This window comes from Streptomyces sp. NPDC001348, assembly GCF_053597535.1.
Genome location: NZ_JBSFIK010000008.1, coordinates 185,976 through 205,201, shown reverse-complemented (window position 1 = coordinate 205,201; position 19,226 = coordinate 185,976). Strand labels below are relative to the sequence as shown.

The following is a 19,226-nucleotide window of genomic DNA, read 5'->3' as shown; positions in this document are numbered from 1 at the left end:
CGGTCAGTCCTGCCTGGTGGCACTGGGTTGCGAGATTGACACCCCCCGGCGGCCATCTGCTTCTTGGGCTGACCGATATTCAGCGACGGCGGAAGAGCCCATAGACCGTCTGGCACGGACCGTAGCCCGACGGCAGATACCTCCACGGAGCACCGGTGCGAACGCGCCATCGGATCCCATCGATCAGCCTCCTCCGCCCCACCGTCGGCCTGCCCCAGCGATCATGACGGCGCAGGACGAACGGTGAAGCCCAGCTCGAAAACACGGCTTAGCTTGGTGCGCATGACTGACATTCACGAGGTACGCGACCCCGAACTCCCCGGCCGCCTGCTGACCGTCGAGCGGGACGCGCTGATACCGCTGCTGCGGGGGCGGTCGGAGGCGGACTTCGCGCTGGCGACCGCGGCGTGTCCGGGGTGGACGGTGCGGGACGTGCTGGCGCACTGCTCGGCCGCGTTGACACGGGTGGTGGAGAGCCGTTTCGAGAAGGGGGTGTTCTCGCCGGAGTCCAACGACCGGGACATCGCCGAGCGCGCCGGGTGGACGAACGCGCGGGTGGTCGACGAGCTGGAGCGCGGGATGACCGAGGCCGGACCGGTGATCGCGAAGGCGGGCGGGGTGCTGGACATGATCGCTCTGGGGGAGTGGGTGCACGCGGGTGACGTCCGCGAGACCTTCGGCGAGCCGGGCGCCTACGCCGGCGACGGGCTGCCGCACGCGCTGACCCTGCTGGCCCGGATCACCCGAGAGAAGGGCCGTCCACCGCTGCAGGCCGACCTCGACGACCACGACGAGCCGCTGCGGCTCGGAGCGGAGGACGGGACGCGGACCCCGGCGCGGTTCATCGGGGACGCCGCCACGCTCGTACGCCTGTACTCGGGACGGCCGCTCGACGGGGCGGCGTACGAGCTGGCGGGGGCGGAGGCGGGGGAGCTGAACATCTTCGGCTGAGGCGGCGGCGAGGGGGCCGTCTCGCGGGCCGGCGCCTTCCCCGCGTACCCTGAGATTGGACTAGACCTGTAGCCGTTCAGGGTGCGCCGACGGAAGGGGCCCGATGAGTACCATCACGCGTGCTGTCCTGGAGGTGATCGCCCTCGACCCCGAGGACGCGGTCGCCGCCCAGGCCGGAGGCGCGGACCGCCTCGAGCTGGTCGCCGACATGGCGGCGGACGGGCTCACCCCGTCGGCCCGTACCTTCGCCGGTGTCCGCGCCGCCGTCGACCTCGACCTGCGCGTGATGCTGCGGCTCGCGGACGGCTTCGCGGCGGGCGACGTGGACGGCCTGGTACGGATCGCGGCAGAGCTGCGCGCGGCCGGCGCCGACCAGTTCGTGCTCGGCTTCCTCGGCCCGGACGGCGGGGTGGACCTCGACGCCGTGGAGCGGGTCGTCGCCGAACTGGACGGCTGCCGCTGGACCTTCCACCGGGCGATCGACCGGGCCGCCGACCGCGAGGCCCTGCGCAAGCAGCTGGCCGACCTGCCCGGCCTGGACTGCTACCTCACCGCCGGCTCGGCCTCGGGCGTGGACGACGGCTTGCCCACCCTGCTCGCCGAGGCCCGGCGGCGAGGCGAACCGGGTTACGCGCAGCGCCTGCTGGTGGGCGGCGGACTCCGCCTCGACCATGTGCCGACGCTGCGTGCGGCGGGCATCGACGGGTTTCACATCGGCGGGGCGGCGAGGCCCGGGGGCTGGGACGAGCCCGTGGCGGCGGCGGCCGTGGCTCAGTGGCGGGCGGCGCTGGACGGCGTGTGAGCCGCCGCACCCCCGCAGGGCAGCGGCCCGGCGGAAGACGTCGACGGGCATCCACTACCCTCGTCGCCCTACCGATCCTGACCACGGGGAGCCAGAACCTTGCGCAGCGCCGTCGCGACGACCGAGGGTGACCGGATCCGCTGGGTGGAACTGCCCGGGCGGGAGCCCGTCCGTGTCTACATACACGGTCTGGGCGCCACCTCGCCCGCCTACTTCACGGAGACAGCGGTCAACCCGCTGCTGGCCGGACACCGTTCCCTGCTGATCGACCTGCTGGGCCACGGCATCAGCGATCGGCCGACGGGATTCGACTACACCATGGAGGCGCACGCCGACGCGCTTGCCGAAGCCCTGACCTCTGCCGGTGTCACCGGCGCCGAGGTGATCGCCCACAGCATGGGCGGTTCGGTGGCCATCCTCCTGGCGGCCCGGCACCCCCGCCTGGTCTCCCGTCTGGTCCTGGTCGACGCCAACCTCGACCCTCTTCCCCGCCGACCCGGCTCGGGCGGCAGCAGCGGCATCGCCGCCTACTCCGAGGAGGAGTTCCTGGCAGGCGGCTGGCAGGAGATCCGCAGACTGGCCGGCCCGCACTGGTGGTCCACCATGCGGCTGGCCGGCCGCGAGGCCCTGTACCGCAGCGCGCTCCATCTCACCCGCGGCACCACCCCCACCATGCGTGACATCCTGCGGGAGCTGAAGATCCCCCGCACCTACCTGTTGCCCGAGGAGGACGGTCCGCTCCCGGGCGCCGACGGGCTCACCGAGTCGGGGGTGGTCGTGGTGCCGATCCCGAACTGCGGGCACAACATCATGCTGGACAACCCGGAAGCCTTCGCCGTCGCCACTGCGACCGCACTGCGCCGGGAGTGACGTCCTTCCCGGCCGCACAACGCCTCGTGCCCCGCGGACGCTCGGTGTGCGGGGCACGAGGCACCTCGCCTACGCCGCGATGGGGACCCCGGACACGCTCATCGCCAACTCCCGTGTGAGGTCGAGTGATCGCACAGAGCCACAGCGAAAGCCCCGTCGCCGGCGGCTGGGAAACCGCCCTCGGCGACGGGGCTTTGTCAGTATGGAATTCGACGCCCCGCACGGCCAGGGCCTGTTGCAACAGGCCCGAGGGGACGCCCAGGGACCACCGGCGAGTTCGCCGCCGCCCTTCCAGCTCAGTGCTCGGCGACCGGCGCACTCCTCGTCCGGTCGTGGATCTCGCCCACCGCGACGGTCGCCGTCACCACGGCGGCCCGTGCCAGGCCCAGGACGTCCCGCGCGGAGTCCAGATCGCGGTCGGGCAGGCGCACGACGGCATCGGTGGCGCACTCGATCAGGTGCAGAGCCGCCCTGGCCAACGAGTCGTCACAGGGATAGCTCTGCTCCACGGCGGTGCGTGCGCTCTTCAGGAGTGTGGCCGCGCTGAGGGTCGTCTGGATGGTGTCCAACTTGCCTCCTAGGTCGGTGGTGACGGTGTCGGTCGGTGCGGCAGGCGACGGCGTCGTTGATCCGCTCGCGGAGTTCCACCATTGAGTCGCCGGCGGGGCGGAGTGCCGAGGCACGGCAGGAAGACGTGATGGCCAAACCAGGACGACTCTGCTGGAGCCGCTCCGCGTCCGGAAGGGTCCAAGGCATGCAGGTGCATGTTTCTGCATCCGGTCGGCCCGGTGATGACCCCACCGACCTCGGCTTCCGTACGGACGCGACGGGTCCTAGTCCAGCTGCGGCGGCAGCGGCGCCGCGTGGGTGACGATCAGGCCGGACACTGCTCGGGTCAGGGTGACGTACAGGCGACGCAGGCCGGTCCGCTCGTCAGGTTCCCCGTCCACCACCGCCTGCGGCTCGTCGAGGACCACGTAGTCGTACTCCAGGCCCTTGGCGAGCGAGGCCGGGACCAGGGTCAGGCGGGACTCCTCGGTGGTCTCCTCGCCGGGGGACAGGCAGGTGATCCCGGCCTCGGCGAGCGCCTCCGCGAGCGCGGGAACGCGGGCGTCCGCGGCGATCAGGCCGGTGGAGCCCTCGTTGCGCAGCAACTCCTCGCACGCGGCGACGACTTCCGCGTCGCCGCCGACGGCCCGTACCTCGAAGAAGCCCGGGTTCTCACGGACCGAGGCGACCGGGGTCAGGCCCGGCGCGATGTGCGGCAGCAGCCGTGACGCGTAGGTGATGACGTCCGTCGGCACGCGGAAACCGGCGGTCAGCTCCTCCACCACCCCGTCCGTCTTCCCGAGGTGGGCCAGCGCCTCGTGCCAGCTCCGGGTCGCCCACGGCGTGGTGCCCTGCGCGAGGTCGCCGAGCACGGTCGCGGAACCGGTCGTGCAGCGGCGGCCGACGGCCCGGTACTGCATGGGGGAGAGGTCCTGCGCCTCGTCGAGGACGACGTGCCCGAGCGAGTGCGTGCGCTGGATCAGATCGGTGGCCTCGTCGATCAGCACCGCGTCCGCCGCCGACCACCTGGCCGACTTCACGCTGCGCGCCGGCTTCGCCCAGAGGATCGTCTTCCGCTCGTCCTCGCCGAGGATCCCCTCGGCGTGTTCGGCGAGGAAGTCCGCGTCGGTCAGCAGGCGCAGGACGAGCTTCGCCGGGTCGACGACCGGCCAGACCTGCTTCACCGCCGCCTTCACCGCACTGTTGCGGGCCACGGCGTCCTGCACCCGGTCGTCCGGGGCCTCGCCGGAGCGCTCCATCTGCACCAGCACCGCGTGCGCGATGCGCTGCGGCAGGGCCTCGCGGGCGGCCCCGTAGCGGATGTCCCGGTCCAGCAACTGGCGGACGATGTCCTCGACTTCGTACGCCGGGACCCGCCAGCGCCGTGACCCGCGCACCACGACCACGGGCTCGGTGGGCATGGTGACGTGCGAGTAGAGGGCCCTGCGCAGCACCTGGGCCATCCGCGCGTCGCCCTTGACGATCGCGGCCGCCGCTTCGTCGGTGCCGCGCACCTCGACGTGGCCCACGAGGTCGTCGACGGTCGCCTGACGGACGGTCAGCTCACCCAGCGCGGGCAGCACCTGCTCGATGTAGTGCAGGAAGGACCGGTTCGGTCCGATCACCAGGGTGCCGGTGCGGGCCAGCCGCTCACGGTGGGCGTAGAGGAGGTAGGCGACCCGGTGCAGGCCCACGGCCGTCTTCCCGGTGCCCGGACCTCCCTGCACACAGACCGTGCCGCCCAGCCCGCTGCGGACGATCTCGTCCTGCTCCGGCTGGATCGTGGCGACGATGTCACGCATCGGACCGACGCGCGGGCGCTCGATCTCCTGCTGGAGCAGCTTGCTGGTGGTCGCGGCCCCCGACCGATCGGCGGGGTCGGAGAGGTGCTCGTCCTCGTACGCCGTCAGAGCGCCGCCCGTGTACCCGAAGCGGCGGCGCAGCCCGATGTCCATCGGGTCCTTCTTGGACGCGCGGTAGAACGGCTGCGACACCGGTGCCCGCCAGTCGATGACCATCGGGTCGCCGTCGGCGTCGTGCACATGCCGCCGGCCGATGTAGAACCGCTCGCCCGTCTCCCACCGCCGCCCTTCCGAGGAAGGCGCTGCGCGCCCCTTTGATTTCTCGGCGCCCTCCGCCTGTTCGGCACCCGGAGCGTGCAGGTAGTCGAGGCGGCCGAAGAACAGCGGCGTGTCGCTGAGGTCCGCCAGCGCCTTGATGCGCTCCTCGATCTGACGGGCCAGTACCTCGGCGTTGACCCAGTTCGCGGTGACGTCCTTGATGTCGAGCGACTCCACGTCCTCCCGCATGGCGCGCAGCGCGGCACGGGAGTCGGCGAGGTGGGAGCGTTCCCGGGCGAGCGGGTCGTCGGTGGGCGTGGACACGGGAATGCCTCCGGAAGGCCTGCGGGAGGGGCGGCTGGCTGCGGGGTGCCGACCGGTTTCCGTCCGGTCGGCCGCACTCCCGGAGGGAGGCGGGCAAGAGCGGGGATTGTAGTGAGGGAGCGCGGGTGGAAGCCAACGGTTTTCACCCGGCCGCGAGCCGTCCCCTAGGGGACGGAAGCCGCCCGGCGTAGGGGAGACGGTCCCCCCAGAGGGGTACGTGGACGGTGAGGAGGTTGGCTCTGAAGACCGATGCCGACCATGTCGTGCGAGAGTGACGATGGAGTCATGAGCGCAGCAACCATCCCTCCGTCCCCTGTCCGGCCGGCCGGCGCCACGGCCGTCCGGGGCGACCACCATCACTGGCTGGGCGACGCCCTGCGTGCCGTCAAGGTCTTCGCGAGCGCCGCGATCAGCGTCGCCGTCCTCGGCGAGTACGGCGAGGAAGCCGGCATACGCCACAAGTAGGCGCCGACGGTGCCGGCCTCGGCCCCTCCGTCCGCTCAGCCCCCGGCCAGGATCTCGTCGGCGTCCACGATCCGGTAGGCGTACCCCTGCTCCGCGAGGAACCGCTGGCGGTGGGCGGCGAAGTCCTGGTCGATGGTGTCGCGGGCGACGACGGAGTAGAAGTGGGCCTGGTGGCCGTCGGCCTTCGGGCGCAGGACGCGCCCGAGCCGCTGGGCCTCCTCCTGACGTGACCCGAAGGTCCCCGACACCTGGATGGCGACCGTCGCCTCCGGCAGGTCGATGGAGAAGTTCGCCACCTTCGACACCACCAGCACGCTGATCTCGCCCTCCCGGAAGGCGTCGAACAGCTTCTCCCGCTGGGCGTTCGACGTCTCACCCTTGATCACCGGGGCGTCCAGGTGCTCGCCCAGCTCGTCGAGCTGGTCGATGTACTGTCCGATGACGAGGATCTGCTGACCGGCGAACCGCCGCACGATCGCCTCCGTCACCTTCCGCTTGGTCGCGGTGGTCGCGCAGAAGCGGTACTTCTCCTCCGTCTCCGCGGTCGCGTACGCCAGCCGCTCCGAGTCCGTCAGGTTGACCCGGACCTCGACGCAGTCGGCGGGCGCGATGTACCCCTGCGCCTCGATCTCCTTCCACGGCGCGTCGAACCGCTTGGGCCCGATCAGGGAGAACACGTCCGACTCCCGGCCGTCCTCACGCACCAGTGTCGCCGTCAGCCCGAGCCGCCGCCGCGCCTGCAGATCGGCGGTGAACTTGAAGACGGGGGCGGGCAGCAGGTGCACCTCGTCGTAGACGATCAGCCCCCAGTCACGGGAGTCGAACAGCTCCAGATGGGGGTAGACGCCCTTCCGCCTGGTGGTCAGCACCTGGTAGGTGGCGATGGTGACCGGCCGGATCTCCTTGCGCGTACCGCTGTACTCGCCGATCTCCTCCTCGGTCAGCGAGGTCCGCTTCACCAGCTCGTGCTTCCACTGCCGGGCGGAGACGGTGTTCGTGACCAGGATCAGCGTGGTCGACTTCGCCTCGGCCATCGCCCCGGCCCCGACCAGCGTCTTCCCGGCGCCACAGGGCAGCACGACCACACCGCTGCCGCCGTGCCAGAAGTTCTCCACGGCCTGCTTCTGGTAGGGCCGCAGCGCCCAGCCGTCCTCGGCCAGGTCGATCGGGTGCGCCTCACCGTCCACGTATCCGGCGAGGTCCTCGGCCGGCCAGCCCAGCTTCAGCAGCGTCTGCTTGATCTGCCCCCGCTCCGAGGGGTGCACGACGACGGTGTCCGGGTCGATCCGGGCTCCGACGAGAGGAGCGATCCGCTTGGACTTCAGAACCTCCTCCAGCACCGGCCGGTCGGTGGTGCTGAGGACGAGTCCGTGCGCGGGGTGCTTGGTGAGGGTCAGCCGCCCGTACCGGTCCATGGTCTCGGCGACGTCGACGAGCAGCGCGTGCGGCACCGGGTAGCGGCTGTACTGGACGAGCGCGTCCACGACCTGCTCGGCGTCGTGCCCCGCGGCCCGCGCGTTCCACAGCCCCAGCGGCGTCACCCGGTAGGTGTGGATGTGCTCCGGCGCCCGCTCCAGTTCCGCGAACGGCGCGATGGCCCGACGGCAGTCGTCGGCCCGCTCGTGGTCGACTTCCAGGAGCAGGGTCTTGTCGGACTGGACGATCAACGGACCATTCACGCGCGGCACACCCTTTCCACACGGCCATTCCATACGGCCAAACGTCCAGTGTGCCCTACCGGCCGACGATCACGACGGCCGTCGACGACCGACGGCGGCCGACGGCGGCCGACGGACACGGTCCGGGCCCCGGTCCCGGTCCTCGGTCGGATCCCGGCGGTCGGGGCCCGGTGGTCGGGCCCCGGTGGTCGGGGCCCGGTCCCGGCCCACGGTCGGATCCCGGCGGTCGGGGCCCGGCACCGCGCGGGAGCCCGCCGCCGGGCACCCGCCCACGCCGGGGCGGCCGGGTCGGCCCCCGTCGTCCGCCCGCTCCGTCAGTCCTCGTCGTCCGCCAGCTCCGCCACCCCCGTCACCCGGTGCAGCGGATACGTGCGGACCTCGTCCGCCGTGTGGTCGTACGCCGTCACGAAGCCGCCCTCGACGCGGATCGGGGCGATGACGCGCTGGCTGGCGGTGCCCTCGGCGTTGACGTAGCCGATCCACAGGGCCTCGCCGGTGAGGACGGCGGCCTGCATGGTGGCGAGGGTCTCGGCGGAGCTGGTGCGCGGCAGATCGCCGTCGGGGACCGGGCCGCCGGCGGCGGGCCTGCGCGGGGCCGTGGCGGCGAGGTCGCCCGCCCGGATGGCCCGGACCGCGGCCGACAGCAGAGTGGCGTCGGGCGGCGGCGGGCCGTCCGGGACAGGTTCGGGCGCCGTGCGCGGCGGGGTGCGGTGCGCGTGGGCGCGGGTGATCACCACATCCCCCTCGGCGGACTCGGCGGCCGGGGCGTACCCCATGCCGCGCAGGCCCTCCAGGAGCGCGGCCGGGTCGGCCTGGGCGGCCAGCACGGTCGGCGCCAGCCGGCGCAGCCGCAGGGCCGCCGCCCGCCTGTCGGCGAGGATCTCGTTCAGCAACGCGTCGTCGTCGCAGCGCACATACGCCGACGCGGCACCCACCCGCAGCCGGCCGTGCTTACGGGCCACGTCGTCGATCAGGTAGGCCAGCGGCTGCGGCACCGGCGTACGGGAGTGCGCCGCAAGGAAGTCGTGCAGATCGGAGGCGGCCCGCCCGGCGTCCAGCGCACGCCGTACGGAGCCGGGCGTGAACCGGTAGACGGTGGCACCCCCCTTGGACTCGACGTCCGCGAGCACGCCCAGCACCTCGGCCAGCGGCCGCTCCAGCGGACCCGGGGCCACCGCCGTCAGATCGGCCTGGAGCAGCACATGGTCCAGCGGCTCGGGAAGCAGCGGGGCGAGCAGCCGGGCGGCGGCCGCCGTGGCAGCGGCCTGCTCGGCGGCGGACAGGGTCTCCCGCACGACCGGCTCGTGGTGCCGGTGATGCACCGGCAGCTTGTCACCCGGCCCGGCGGGCTCCGCCTCGGCCGGACGCGGCTCCGGCGCACCGAGCAGGGCACGCCCGTGCGCGGACAACGCGCCCCGGCCGGTCACCCCCAGCAGCTCCGCCTCCGACAGGGTCCACCGGGCGAGCCGCGACCGCAGGTCGTCGTCCTGCTGGGGGCCGCGCAGCGGACGCTCCCAGCGCAGCCGGGCCAGCACGGAGTCGACGGCCGGGGCGCCGCCCGCCGGCAGCCCGGCCAGCAGCGTGAGCACCCGGTGGCGCACCTCGGGCGCGGCGGACCGGTCCAGCCCCGGCCCCAGCGCCGACAACGTACGGTCCTTCGCGTCCCGGCCGCCGACCAGCCCCGGCGTCCGCGTGGCCACCAGCCACGCCCCGGCCAGCCGCGCCCAGCGCTCGGCGGCGGGCTGCTCCAGCCACTCGTCGTAGGCGGGCGTGGGCGCGTACCGCTCGTCCGCCTCGCCGTCGGAGGCCAGCAGCCCGGCCGCGTAGGCCAGCTCCACCCAGAAGGCGGCGACCGGCTCGGCCACGTCGAGGGCGACGGCCGTCCGCTTCAGGTCCCGCACGCTCAGCCCACCCGCCCGCAGCACCGCGGGCCCGCCCTCGTCCCAGTCCTTCAGCAGCTCCTCGACGGTGGCCAGCGCCGTGTACGCCTGCCCGGCGGCCGTCGAGTCCACCGCCTCGGGCCGGTGCGCCGACGCCGGCTCCACCGCGGGCGGCACCGGCTCCGGCTCCCGGTGGGCGCGGCCCGCACGCAGATGCAGGGCGACCTCGCGGGGCAGCACGACCGTGCCGGGCGCCGTGGGCAGCAGCAGACCGCGGTCGAGCAGCCAGCGCAGCCGGGGCGCCGGATCGGCGGTGACCTGCCCGTACGGCGGCCCCCACACCAGCCGTTCGAGCACCTCCAGGGACTCCCCGGGCGCCTGACGGAGCAGTGCCGCCATCCGCTTGCGGTCCGTGAACAGGGCGGTCAGCGCGGTCACGGCCGACACCGAGTCATGGGTGGACGCCAGCCCGGCCGTGGTGACGATCTCCTGGATCCGCCCCGGCGACATCCCCGCCGTCGCCTCCTGCACGGCCGGCCCCAGCCCCGTCGGCGACGGGTGCTGCGGCGACGGGGCGAGCAGCTCACGGGCGGTGCGGACCAGCCGTAGCCGGTCGTCGCCGCCCCACGCCAGCGCCTGATCGCGGAGGGCGGCCACGGCACGGGGCAGCGCAGCCGAGACCACCGGATCACCGGTGTCCCCGGCCATCAGCCCCAGCACCTCGTCGTACGTCGCCGGGTCCCCCGCCACGGCCAGCGCCTCCGCCGTCTGCAACGCGAAGCGGTCCAGCCGCTCCAGAGCCCGCAGCACCGAGGCCCGGGTCCCCGCACGCGTCGCCAGCTGGGTCAGGTCGGTGGGCACGGGCGTGACGAGATCCGGGCGGGCGCGCAGGAGCAAGGCAAGGGACGCCTCGTCACGTGCGCGAAGCGCCTCCGCGAGCGAGCGCGGCGCCGGGCGGTCCTCGGGGCTCATCTGCCCCACGTTAGCGGGTGCGTATGACGAGGGCTGGGGCGACTTGTGGGCGCCGGCCCACATCGTTCAGCCCGTCCGGGGGTGCCCCCTCCGGGGGAGATCGAGGACGAGGCCGTTCAGGCCGAAGCGGGGGTCCGGGGGCGCGGCCCCCAGCGGGCGGCCACACCGGCACCGGCACCCTGCCGATACGCGGTACCGTCGACCCGGGGAACTAACGGCCAAACCCCCGGAGGGACTTCGTGGGGATCGAGAGCGACCAGGTCGTCTACGCATACCTGAGCCGCGTCGGCGACGTGGCCCAGCAACACCAGTTGCCGTCGTCCACACGGATGCGCCTCGTCACGGAGCTGCGCAACGAGATCGACCGGCACCGGGCGAAGACGCCGGTGGACAGTCCCGCCGCGGTCCGCCGCATCCTGGACCGCCTCGGCACCCCGGACGAGGTCGTCGCGGCGGCGGGCGGCACCCCCGCGGCCCCGGAGGCGCCGCCCGCCGCGGTGCCCGAGCAGCCGGGCGGCGAGGGAAGCACCCGGCCCAAGGGAGTGCGCCGGGTCGTACCACGCCCCCGCCCGGCCGAGCCGGACCCCGCCCCGCCCTCCCGCGCCCCGTCCCCGCCCCACCTGGCGGGGACGGACGAACTCGGCGACAGCGCCCTGCAGCCCGACTGGTGGCGGGTGGACAGCGGCCCCTTCGGGGCGGGCGACGGCGTGCCGGGGTTCGTCGGCGGTGTGGAGATCCCCGAGCTGCTCAGGCAGCCGCCGAAGCTGGAGAAGGCACCGGCGGAGGAGACCGCGCCCGTCGTCGCGGCAGCCGGGGACGCGGGTGACGCCGCGGCCGTCGCGGACCCGGACGCTCCCGCCCGGCGCCGCGGGTTCCCGTTGCCCCGCCCCGCCGCCGGCTGGACCAACCCCCTCCTGCTGCTGGCCGCCGCCGCGCTGGTCGCCGGCGCGGTCATGGGCAACTGGTTCGCGCTGCTCCTGGGCTGGGTCATCGCGTACGGCTCTCGTCGGCTCACCCCCACGGAGTCCAAGTGGGCGGTCATGGGCATGCCCGGCCTGGCGCTGGCGGCCGGGGTGCTCTGGGTCTGGGGCCGGAGCGACGGCCGCTGGGGCGCCCCCATCGCCCAGGGCCACATGAACGACGCCTTCGCCGAGACCTGGCCGTGGATGGTGCGCGGCGCGGCCGTCGCCTCGGCGCTGTTCCTGGTGTGGCGCTCGCAGCGACGGTGACGGGTCGCCGGGCTCACAGCCCCGGCGGGCCTGGGAGCCGTACCGCCTGGGCACAATGGCCGACATGACCTCGCGCCCGCTGACCGTCGGCTTCGACCTCGACATGACCCTGATCGACTCCCGCCCCGGCATCCGTGCCTGCTACCAGGCGCTGTCGGAGCGGACGGGGACGTACATCGACGCCGACCTGGCGGTCACCCGGCTGGGGCCGCCGCTGGCCGATGAACTGGTCAACTGGTTCCCGGCCGAGCAGGTGGCGCCGATGAGCGAGCTGTACCGGGAGATGTACCCGACGATCGCCATCACCGCCACGCCCGCGCTGCCGGGCGCCCGCGAGGCGATCGACGCGGTACGGGAGACCGGCGGACGGACTCTCGTCGTCACCGCCAAGTACGAACCGAACGCCAAGCTGCACCTCAGCCACCTGGGGATCGAACCCGACGCGGTCGTCGGCGACCTGTGGGCCGAACAGAAGGCGCAGGCGCTGCGCGAGCACGGTGCGGGCGTCTACGTCGGCGACCATGTGGGTGACGTACGCGGGGCCCGCGCGGCCGGCGCCCTGTCCGTGGCCGTGGCGACCGGCCCGTGCAGCGCGGACGAACTGCGCACGGTGGGCGCGGACGTGGTCCTCAACGACCTGACGGAACTCCCGGCCTGGCTCACGGAGTACCGCCGGGCCGCCTGAGCCGGACGTCTGAGCAGGACGTCGAAGCCGGCCGCCCGGGCCGAGCCGCGACCGCGCCTAACGCGAGGCCGCTTCCCGCCCCTGCCGTCGCCCCGCCGCGATCGAACGCAGCACTCCCGCGCCCGCGACGAGGAAGCCGACGCCCATCAGCATGCACAGGCCGTACATGAAGGCCGGAAATGGTTTCGCTCCGAGGAGCAGCGGGGCCACGGTGACGAGAGTGGCCACGGCACCGATGAAGAACACGACGGCCCCGGCACGGATCAGTCCGTCGCCGGGTACGGCGGAATTCGTTTGGGTTTTGTCACGCACCCGACCAGGGTAGTTCCCAGCGCGAAGGAACAACCGGGCGACGTCTTGTCAGCCGCTCCAAGACCATTAGCCTTGGTAGCGGCGGGTCACGGTCGACCCGCCCCAGTGCTATCAAGAGCCGTTCCATAGCTGTTTTCCGAAGCAGTTTTCCGACGAGTACGAGGACGAGGACAGACGTGCCTACCGGCAAGGTCAAGTGGTTCAACAGCGAGAAGGGCTTCGGCTTTCTCTCCCGCGACGACGGCGGTGACGTCTTCGTCCATTCCTCGGTCCTCCCCGCCGGAGTCGACGCACTCAAGCCGGGGCAGCGCGTGGAGTTCGGCGTCGTCGCCGGTCAGCGCGGTGACCAGGCGCTCTCCGTGGTCGTGCTGGACCCCACCCCCTCGGTCGCGGCCGCTACCCGCAAGAAGCCGGACGAGCTGGCCTCCATCGTGCAGGATCTGACGACCCTCCTGGAGAACATCACCCCGATGCTCGAGAAGGGCCGTTACCCCGAGAAGACCTCCGGCAAGAAGATCGCCGGCCTGCTGCGGGCGGTCGCCGACCAGCTGGACGTGTGACCCGCCCGCTCAGGGAAACTCGAGCGCGTTCGGCCCGAGGGGCGGCACCAGCCCCTCGGCCGCCGCGCGGGTGAGCAGGCCCCGCACCGCGGCATAGCCGTCCTCCCCGAGTTCCGACGTGAACTCGTTGACGTACAGCCCGATGTGCTGGTCGGCGACGGCCGGGTCCATCTCCTGGGCGTGCTCCATGACGTACGGGCGGGAGGCCTCGGGATCGTCCCAGGCCGTGTGCACGGACGTACGGATCGACTCGGCGAGCAGCCGCAGCGTGTCCGCGCCCAGCGACCGCTTCGCGATGATCGCGCCCAGCGGGATCGGCAGCCCGGTGGTGTCCTCCCAGTGCTCGCCCATGTCGGCGAGCTTGTGCAGCCCGTAGTTCTGGTACGTGAAGCGCGCCTCGTGGATGACCAGCCCCGCGTCGACCTTCCCGTCCCGCACGGCCGGCATGATCTCGTGGAACGGCATGACCACGATCTCGCCGACCCCGCCGGGCAGCGTGTCCGCGGCCCAGAGCCGGAACAGCAGGTAGGCGGTCGACTTCTCGCTGGGCACCGCGACGGTACGCCCCGTAAGTCCCCCACTGCCGAAAGCGTGGGAGGTGCCCCCAGCCCCCGCCTCCCGCGTCAGCACCAGCGGCCCGCAGCCCCGGCCCAGCGCGCCCCCGCACGGCAGCAGCGCGTACTCGTCGAGGACGTACGGCAGCACCGCGTACGACACCTTCAGTACGTCGGACTCGCCCCGTTCGGCCATGCCGTTGGTGACGTCGATGTCCGCGAAGGTGACGTCGAGGGCGGGCGCGCCGGGGACCCGGCCGTGGGCGAGGGCGTCGAAGACGAAGGTGTCGTTGGGGCAGGGCGAGTACGCGATCCGCAGCGACTCGGTTCCACGACGGTCGGTCATACCTGTTTCCAACTCTCCAGTACGGGCGCCAGCTTCCCGAACCCCTCGGCGAGGGCCGCGAGGGCCTCGCGGATGCGCCAGGCGGCGCGGTCGCGCGGGCCGACGGGGTTGGAGACCGCACGGATCTCCAGCACGGGCGTGCCGTGCGCGGCGGCCGCCTCGGCGACCCCGAAGCCCTCCATGGCCTCGGCCAGGGCGCGGGGGTGGCGGGCGCGCAGCTCGGCGGCGCGGGCGGCGGTTCCGGTGACGGTCGAGACGGTGAGCACGGTTCCGGCGGGCGCACCGGTCGCCGCGGTCACCTCTCGTACGAGTGATTCCGGCGGACGGTGGGTGACGGTCCCGAATCCCAGTTCGGTGACCGGAACGAAGCCCTCCGGCGTGTCGGCGCCCAGATCGGCGACGGTGATCTCGTCGGCGACGACCAGGGAGCCGAGGGGCGCCCCGGGCAGGAAGCCCCCGCCGATCCCCGCCGACACGACAAGGCCGTACGGGGCGCCGCGCAGGGCGGCGGTGGTGAGGGCGGTCGCGGTGGAGGCGGCGGCCAGGGCGGGTCCCACCCCGGCGGCGATCACCTCGGCACCGGGAAACACCCGAGCCACCGCGTCCCGTTCGGCGGGAACCGCGGTGGCCACCAGGACCCGTGGGTCAGGCACGGACGACGTGGTCAGGAGTCCTTCTTCAGCTTGAAGTTCCACAGACCCTTGACCGTCTTGTCGCCCTCCTTGATGGACACCGCGGTGGCGTTGCCCGACGCGCCGTACTGGGCGTTGAAGAAGACGCTGCCCGGGATGGTGCGGTACGTCTTCTTGCTGGAGTCGGTCAGCGGCTGGCCGTTCATCAGGATCGTCCAGCCGTTGTCCGCGATCGCCGGGTCGACGCCGAAGCGCACGGTCTCGTCCGGGTCCACCTTGATGGACTTGATGTCGGTGTTCTTCAGGCACTTCCCCAGCGACGCCGTGTCCAGGGCGTTGCCGTCGTTGTAGCAGGTGGCCTCGGAGTCGACCGAGCTCGTGCCGACGGTGATCGTCGACATCGGGGTCGGCTTGTCGCAGGCCGACAACAGAAGCAGTCCGGCGGAAACGGCGCCGGCGGCGGCGACGGCGCGGCGGCGTCGCACAACAACGGAGTGCAGCGTGGTCATGCCCGAAGGCTATCTGGCGTGTCCCGACCGCCCCCCACGCGGGGTGCGGCGTGCCCGGTTGGTTACGCCACTCGCCGTCTGCGCCACCCGCCGTCTGCGCCACCCGCCGTCTACGCCACCCGCGGCCGCGTCCGGCCACCGTGCCGCGCCGAGGCCAGCAGCCCGCGCGTCGTGCCCAGCCAGCCCGCGGCGACGAAGGCGGCGCCCACCGCCAGCCCCAGCGTGCCGTTGAGCGGCATGACGATGCCGACCGCGCCGCCGAACACCCAGGCCATCTGCAGCAGCGTCTCCGACCGGGCGAACGCCGACGTGCGCACCAGCTCCGGCACGTCCCGCTGGATCAGCGCGTCCAGCGACAGTTTGCCCAGCGCCTGCCCGAACCCGGCGACCGCGGCCAGGCACGCCACCAGGAACGCCCCGAAGAACACCGCGGCGACGACGGCCGTCCCCGCCACCACGGCCACCACGGTCACGATGAGCCTCTCCGGCGCCCGGGACCTCAGCCACGCCCCGACCGCCGTACCCAGCGCGTTGCCCACCCCGGCCGACACACCCACTATCCCCATCGACACCGCGGCGCTCTCGCCGGTCAGCGGATGCTCCCGCAGCAGGAAGGCCAGGAAGAAGATCAGGAAGCCGGACAGGCAGCGCAGCGAGGCGTTGGCGCCGAGCGCGTTCGTGACGGCCGGGCCGACCGTGCGCAGCCCCGGCCGCTTCGACTGCTCCTGCCGCTTCGACTCCTCCTCGCGGCGCGATCCGTGCCGGTGCCGTTCGTCGGAGGCGAGCAGCGCGATGTCCTCACCCTTGGCCGAGTCGACCTTGGCGGGCAGTGAGAAGGACAGGAACGTTCCCGCCATGAAGATCACGAAGGAGCCGTAGAGCGGCCACGGGGAGCCGATCGACTGCAGTCCCGCCCCGATCGGCGCGGCGATCCCGGTGGCCAGCAGCCCGCCCAGGGTCACCCGTGAGTTGGCCTTCACCAGAGAGAACGCCGGTGGCAGCAGCCGGGGCACCACGGCGCTTCTGACGACCCCGTACGCCTTGGAGGCGACCAGGACCCCCAGCGCCGCCGGATACAGCTCCAGGCTGCCGCTGGCCGCGGCCCCCGAGATGATCAGGGCGAGCAGGGCGCGGGCGAGCATCGTTCCGGCCATCGCGGCCCGGCGGCCGTGCGGCAGCTTGTCGAGGAGCGGGCCGATCACCGGCGCGAGAACCGTGAACGGGGCCATCGTGATGGCGAGGTAGAGCGCGACCCGCCCGCGGGCCTCGTCGGTGGGCACCGAGAAGAACACCGTGGACGCGAGCGCCACGGTGATCATGACATCGCCCGCGCCGTTGACCGCGTGCAGCTCGATCAGCTTGCCGAGCCCGGACTCCCCGGCGCCGTGCGCGTGCGTCGCCCTGCGGATGCCGCGGGCGGTTTTCGTGACGGGGAAGTGCAGGGCACGACCGACCGCGCGGGCGGCCCCGCGCACCGGACCCGCACCGCCACCTCGACTGCTCCCCCCGGTGCCGCCGGTCCCGGTGACACCCTGGGGCGGCCTCGTGGCTGCCACGACGTTCATAGTGCCCCGAGTCGGGCGCGGATAGTGCGGTTTGCAGCCAGGCGAGTCGAGTGGGACGGTCGGAAGCAGTCGAGTGGGACGGTGGTGGACAGTCGAGCGGGACGGTCGGAAACAGAGGTCGCGCAGACGATCCCGTCCGTCGGTGTAGGCCCAGCGCCGGTGACCGGGTAGCGTGCCTATCTCAGCCATCCCGCAGAATGGATGGCAGAGGTGCGCCCGAGTGCGATCGGACGCGGACGTCGATGCGGCCCACAGGTCCGCTCCGTCCGTTCCACCGCCTTCAGGCCCGCGCACCCGTGAGACGGCGTAGGAGAGAAGCGATACCTGTGAGCGCAGCGACCACGCGAAGCCGCACCCCCGACCGCCTGTGCGCCGAGGCCGTCGACCTCGCCCGCGCCGCAGCCGAGGAGGCCGCCGCTCCAGGCGTCGTCGGCGAGCACGCGGGCATGATCGCCGAGGGCGACCGCGTCGTCACGCACTTCTTCGAGTGCAAGGAACTCGGGTACCGGGGCTGGCGCTGGGCGGCCACGGTGGCCCGCGCGTCCCGCGCCAAGATCGTGACGCTGGACGAGGTCGTGCTCCTCCCCGGCCCCGACGCCCTCCTCGCCCCCGAGTGGGTCCCGTGGAGCGAACGCCTGCGCCCCGGCGACATGGGCCCCGGCGACCTGCTGCCCACCGACGCCGAGGACCTCCGCCTCGAGCCCGGCTACGCCGGCGTGGAAGAACCGCCGGTGAATTCCCCGGTCTCCGAGGAGATGGCGGAACTGGCGGAGGCCGAGGACGCCGAGGTCACCCCCGGCGCCCCCGCCGCGCAGCCGGTGACCCCCGCCCGCGGCACCATCGCCGCGGTGGCGGAGGAACTCGGGATGCGCCGCGCCCGAGTGCTGTCCCGCTATGGCCTCCACATCGCCGCCGACCGCTGGGACGAGGCCTTCGGCGCCAATACCCCCATGGCCCAGGCGGCCCCCGCCTCCTGCGCCAGCTGCGGCTTCCTCGTCCCCATGGGCGGCTCCCTCGGCCAGGCCTTCGGCGTCTGCGCCAACGAGTTCGCCCCGGCCGACGGCCGCGTCGTCTCCCTGTCCTACGGCTGCGGCGGCCACTCCGAGGCCGCGGTCATGCCCAAGCCGCCCCAGCCGGCGCCACCGGTCATCGACGAGACGAGGGTCGACCCGTTCCCGCTCCGCCCGGCGGCGGACTCCGGGTCGGTACCGGTGGTGGGGGACGAGGAGACGGCGGAGCTGGGGCACTCTTAGCGCCGCCGACTGCGGCGGGCCGCTTGTGCGTGCGGGCGGCTCCTGCTCAGAAGCCCAGGTGAGTGATCTGCTTCCAGCTCACTCGCGAACTGCCTTCATGGCTTCGTCCAGGACGGCACTCAGGCTGCGCAGGGCTTCCTGGGCGACAGCCGGATCCGGGTCTTCCAGATCGCTCTTCGCCCGGGTGCAGCGGGCGGACAGATCGGGCCGACGGGCGATCTCGATGTCCCTTGCCCAGATCAGGACCCAGCTCTGCACCGGGCTCAGAGACTGCCACTCGACGGCCTTCGCAAAGGCTTCGTCTTTCTCGGCCTGCATTTCGTCCAGGCGCCCCGGGTCGACGACGGCGAGGGCGGCCCGGAGAGCATCGGGGGTGAGCTCCGGTCGGGGAATCAGCTCGTGCCCGTGGTCTTGTAGAGCGGCAGGTTCTCCGTCGAGATCGTCCAGTCGCCGATGGTGACGTCCTCGCCGTACACGAAATCCTTGCGCGTGGCGTAACGCGGCCCGTCAGGGGTGGGGTGGATGTCGGTGAGGACGGCGCCGGTGCCGGAGCGGGGATCGAAGACCGCGTAGACGGGGATGCCGATCAGCGGGTAGTCCCGCATCTTGTCCTCCCAGTCGTTCTCCGGGTTGGACCGTGAGACGACCTCGACCGCGGCGATCACCGTGCGGGGATCAAAGGAACCGGGAACATCCATGTCCGCCAGGGCGATCACCATCACGTCGGGGCGGCGCATGATGCCCTCGGCCTCGTCCTCGACGTCGGGCTCCCCCGTGTGGGCCACGATCTCTTCCGGCATGATCTTTTCGAGCCGTTTCCGCAGGTGCAGAGTGGTCAGCTCATGCGGGCCGATCGGCGCCATCATGTCGTGGACGATCCCTTTCTTGGTGATCTCGAACTTGCCCGGAATGGTGTCGTCCATGGACTGAACGAGGTCCCGCATGGCCCGGTAGACGTGGCCCGATGCGATGGTCATGGCGCGCGCTCCTCGTCGTACGTGCCCCGGGGCAAGGATCGTCACGTTCATG

At 72.8% G+C, this 19,226-nt stretch carries 20 protein-coding genes; 8 read left to right on the top strand and 12 right to left on the bottom strand.

The window, feature by feature from the left end:
* Window positions 1-79 precede the first annotated feature (79 nt).
* Entirely contained in the window at window positions 80-265 is a 186-nt protein-coding gene (locus ACWC21_RS11570) for a transposase (protein ID WP_450880567.1), read from the bottom strand.
* Window positions 266-282: 17 nt separating this feature from the next.
* On the opposite strand from ACWC21_RS11570, the gene ACWC21_RS11565 reads away from it, so the two are divergent.
* The 3 genes from ACWC21_RS11565 (at window position 283) to ACWC21_RS11555 (ending at window position 2,623) form a co-directional block, all read left to right on the top strand.
* A complete protein-coding gene (locus ACWC21_RS11565; RefSeq protein WP_450880566.1) occupies window positions 283-951 on the top strand; it encodes a maleylpyruvate isomerase family mycothiol-dependent enzyme in 669 nt (222 codons plus the stop codon).
* Between the two features lie 103 nt (window positions 952-1,054).
* Window positions 1,055-1,753, top strand: coding sequence for a copper homeostasis protein CutC (locus ACWC21_RS11560; protein ID WP_450880564.1), 699 nt, complete (start codon window positions 1,055-1,057; stop codon window positions 1,751-1,753).
* 99 nt (window positions 1,754-1,852) lie between these two features.
* Window positions 1,853-2,623, top strand: a complete 771-nt coding sequence (locus ACWC21_RS11555; protein WP_450880562.1) for an alpha/beta fold hydrolase — start codon at window positions 1,853-1,855, stop codon at window positions 2,621-2,623.
* A gap of 296 nt (window positions 2,624-2,919) precedes the next feature.
* Here ACWC21_RS11555 and ACWC21_RS11550 read toward each other — a convergent pair whose 3' ends face one another.
* Entirely contained in the window at window positions 2,920-3,192 is a 273-nt protein-coding gene (locus ACWC21_RS11550) for a hypothetical protein (protein ID WP_450880560.1), read from the bottom strand.
* A 264-nt stretch (window positions 3,193-3,456) separates the two neighbouring features.
* Window positions 3,457-5,556 (bottom strand): HelD family protein, encoded by a 2,100-nt coding sequence (locus tag ACWC21_RS11545; RefSeq protein ID WP_450880558.1) that lies wholly within the window; start codon window positions 5,554-5,556, stop codon window positions 3,457-3,459.
* Between the two features lie 285 nt (window positions 5,557-5,841).
* Between ACWC21_RS11545 and ACWC21_RS11540 the strand changes: the two genes are divergently transcribed.
* Window positions 5,842-6,021 carry a hypothetical protein gene (locus ACWC21_RS11540; protein ID WP_450880556.1) on the top strand — a complete coding sequence of 60 codons (180 nt, stop codon included), beginning with the start codon at window positions 5,842-5,844 and terminating at the stop codon, window positions 6,019-6,021.
* Between the two features lie 35 nt (window positions 6,022-6,056).
* Here the strand turns inward: ACWC21_RS11540 and ACWC21_RS11535 are convergent, their stop codons facing one another.
* Both ACWC21_RS11535 and ACWC21_RS11530 read right to left on the bottom strand, forming a co-directional pair.
* Window positions 6,057-7,700, bottom strand: a complete 1,644-nt coding sequence (locus ACWC21_RS11535; protein WP_450880554.1) for a DNA repair helicase XPB — start codon at window positions 7,698-7,700, stop codon at window positions 6,057-6,059.
* A gap of 314 nt (window positions 7,701-8,014) precedes the next feature.
* Complete coding sequence (locus tag ACWC21_RS11530) at window positions 8,015-10,552, bottom strand: helicase-associated domain-containing protein (RefSeq protein WP_450880552.1); 2,538 nt, start codon at window positions 10,550-10,552, stop codon at window positions 8,015-8,017.
* Between the two features lie 239 nt (window positions 10,553-10,791).
* Between ACWC21_RS11530 and ACWC21_RS11525 the strand changes: the two genes are divergently transcribed.
* Both ACWC21_RS11525 and ACWC21_RS11520 read left to right on the top strand, forming a co-directional pair.
* A complete protein-coding gene (locus tag ACWC21_RS11525) occupies window positions 10,792-11,781 on the top strand; it encodes a hypothetical protein (protein ID WP_450880550.1) in 990 nt (329 codons plus the stop codon).
* A gap of 55 nt (window positions 11,782-11,836) precedes the next feature.
* Window positions 11,837-12,466 (top strand): HAD family hydrolase, encoded by a 630-nt coding sequence (locus ACWC21_RS11520; RefSeq protein ID WP_450880548.1) that lies wholly within the window; start codon window positions 11,837-11,839, stop codon window positions 12,464-12,466.
* 57 nt (window positions 12,467-12,523) lie between these two features.
* Here ACWC21_RS11520 and ACWC21_RS11515 read toward each other — a convergent pair whose 3' ends face one another.
* Window positions 12,524-12,778, bottom strand: a complete 255-nt coding sequence (locus tag ACWC21_RS11515) for a hypothetical protein (protein WP_450880546.1) — start codon at window positions 12,776-12,778, stop codon at window positions 12,524-12,526.
* A 176-nt stretch (window positions 12,779-12,954) separates the two neighbouring features.
* Here ACWC21_RS11515 and ACWC21_RS11510 point away from each other — a divergent pair, with 176 nt between their 5' ends.
* Window positions 12,955-13,338 carry a cold-shock protein gene (locus ACWC21_RS11510; RefSeq protein ID WP_450880544.1) on the top strand — a complete coding sequence of 128 codons (384 nt, stop codon included), beginning with the start codon at window positions 12,955-12,957 and terminating at the stop codon, window positions 13,336-13,338.
* A 9-nt stretch (window positions 13,339-13,347) separates the two neighbouring features.
* Here the strand turns inward: ACWC21_RS11510 and ACWC21_RS11505 are convergent, their stop codons facing one another.
* From ACWC21_RS11505 to ACWC21_RS11490, 4 genes are all read right to left on the bottom strand, one after another.
* On the bottom strand, window positions 13,348-14,238 hold the full coding sequence (locus ACWC21_RS11505) for a 1,4-dihydroxy-6-naphthoate synthase (protein ID WP_450880542.1): 891 nt from the start codon (window positions 14,236-14,238) through the stop codon (window positions 13,348-13,350).
* Window positions 14,235-14,891: a futalosine hydrolase gene (locus tag ACWC21_RS11500; protein WP_450880540.1), complete on the bottom strand. Its 657-nt coding sequence runs from the start codon at window positions 14,889-14,891 to the stop codon at window positions 14,235-14,237. The genes ACWC21_RS11505 and ACWC21_RS11500 overlap by 4 nt, the downstream gene beginning before the upstream one ends.
* A gap of 11 nt (window positions 14,892-14,902) precedes the next feature.
* On the bottom strand, window positions 14,903-15,379 hold the full coding sequence (locus ACWC21_RS11495) for a DUF2771 domain-containing protein (RefSeq protein ID WP_450880539.1): 477 nt from the start codon (window positions 15,377-15,379) through the stop codon (window positions 14,903-14,905).
* A 110-nt stretch (window positions 15,380-15,489) separates the two neighbouring features.
* A complete protein-coding gene (locus ACWC21_RS11490; protein WP_450880537.1) occupies window positions 15,490-16,935 on the bottom strand; it encodes an MFS transporter in 1,446 nt (481 codons plus the stop codon).
* A 335-nt stretch (window positions 16,936-17,270) separates the two neighbouring features.
* Here ACWC21_RS11490 and ACWC21_RS11485 point away from each other — a divergent pair, with 335 nt between their 5' ends.
* Window positions 17,271-18,197, top strand: a complete 927-nt coding sequence (locus ACWC21_RS11485; RefSeq protein WP_450880535.1) for a DUF3027 domain-containing protein — start codon at window positions 17,271-17,273, stop codon at window positions 18,195-18,197.
* A gap of 78 nt (window positions 18,198-18,275) precedes the next feature.
* Here the strand turns inward: ACWC21_RS11485 and ACWC21_RS11480 are convergent, their stop codons facing one another.
* Together ACWC21_RS11480 and ACWC21_RS11475 are read right to left on the bottom strand one after the other, a co-directional pair.
* On the bottom strand, window positions 18,276-18,515 hold the full coding sequence (locus ACWC21_RS11480; protein ID WP_450880533.1) for a hypothetical protein: 240 nt from the start codon (window positions 18,513-18,515) through the stop codon (window positions 18,276-18,278).
* A gap of 74 nt (window positions 18,516-18,589) precedes the next feature.
* Window positions 18,590-19,174, bottom strand: coding sequence for a Uma2 family endonuclease (locus tag ACWC21_RS11475; protein ID WP_450880532.1), 585 nt, complete (start codon window positions 19,172-19,174; stop codon window positions 18,590-18,592).
* Window positions 19,175-19,226 lie beyond the last annotated feature (52 nt).

Coding starts and splice junctions, on each gene's coding strand:
- ACWC21_RS11565 (WP_450880566.1), top strand. CDS start 283: ATGACTGACATTCACGAGGTACGCGACCCCGAACTCCCCGGCCGCCTG.
- ACWC21_RS11560 (WP_450880564.1), top strand. CDS start 1,055: ATGAGTACCATCACGCGTGCTGTCCTGGAGGTGATCGCCCTCGACCCC.
- ACWC21_RS11540 (WP_450880556.1), top strand. CDS start 5,842: ATGAGCGCAGCAACCATCCCTCCGTCCCCTGTCCGGCCGGCCGGCGCC.
- ACWC21_RS11530 (WP_450880552.1), bottom strand. CDS start 10,552: ATGAGCCCCGAGGACCGCCCGGCGCCGCGCTCGCTCGCGGAGGCGCTT.
- ACWC21_RS11520 (WP_450880548.1), top strand. CDS start 11,837: ATGGCCGACATGACCTCGCGCCCGCTGACCGTCGGCTTCGACCTCGAC.
- ACWC21_RS11505 (WP_450880542.1), bottom strand. CDS start 14,238: ATGACCGACCGTCGTGGAACCGAGTCGCTGCGGATCGCGTACTCGCCC.
- ACWC21_RS11495 (WP_450880539.1), bottom strand. CDS start 15,379: ATGACCACGCTGCACTCCGTTGTTGTGCGACGCCGCCGCGCCGTCGCC.
- ACWC21_RS11480 (WP_450880533.1), bottom strand. CDS start 18,515: ATGCAGGCCGAGAAAGACGAAGCCTTTGCGAAGGCCGTCGAGTGGCAG.
- ACWC21_RS11475 (WP_450880532.1), bottom strand. CDS start 19,174: ATGACCATCGCATCGGGCCACGTCTACCGGGCCATGCGGGACCTCGTT.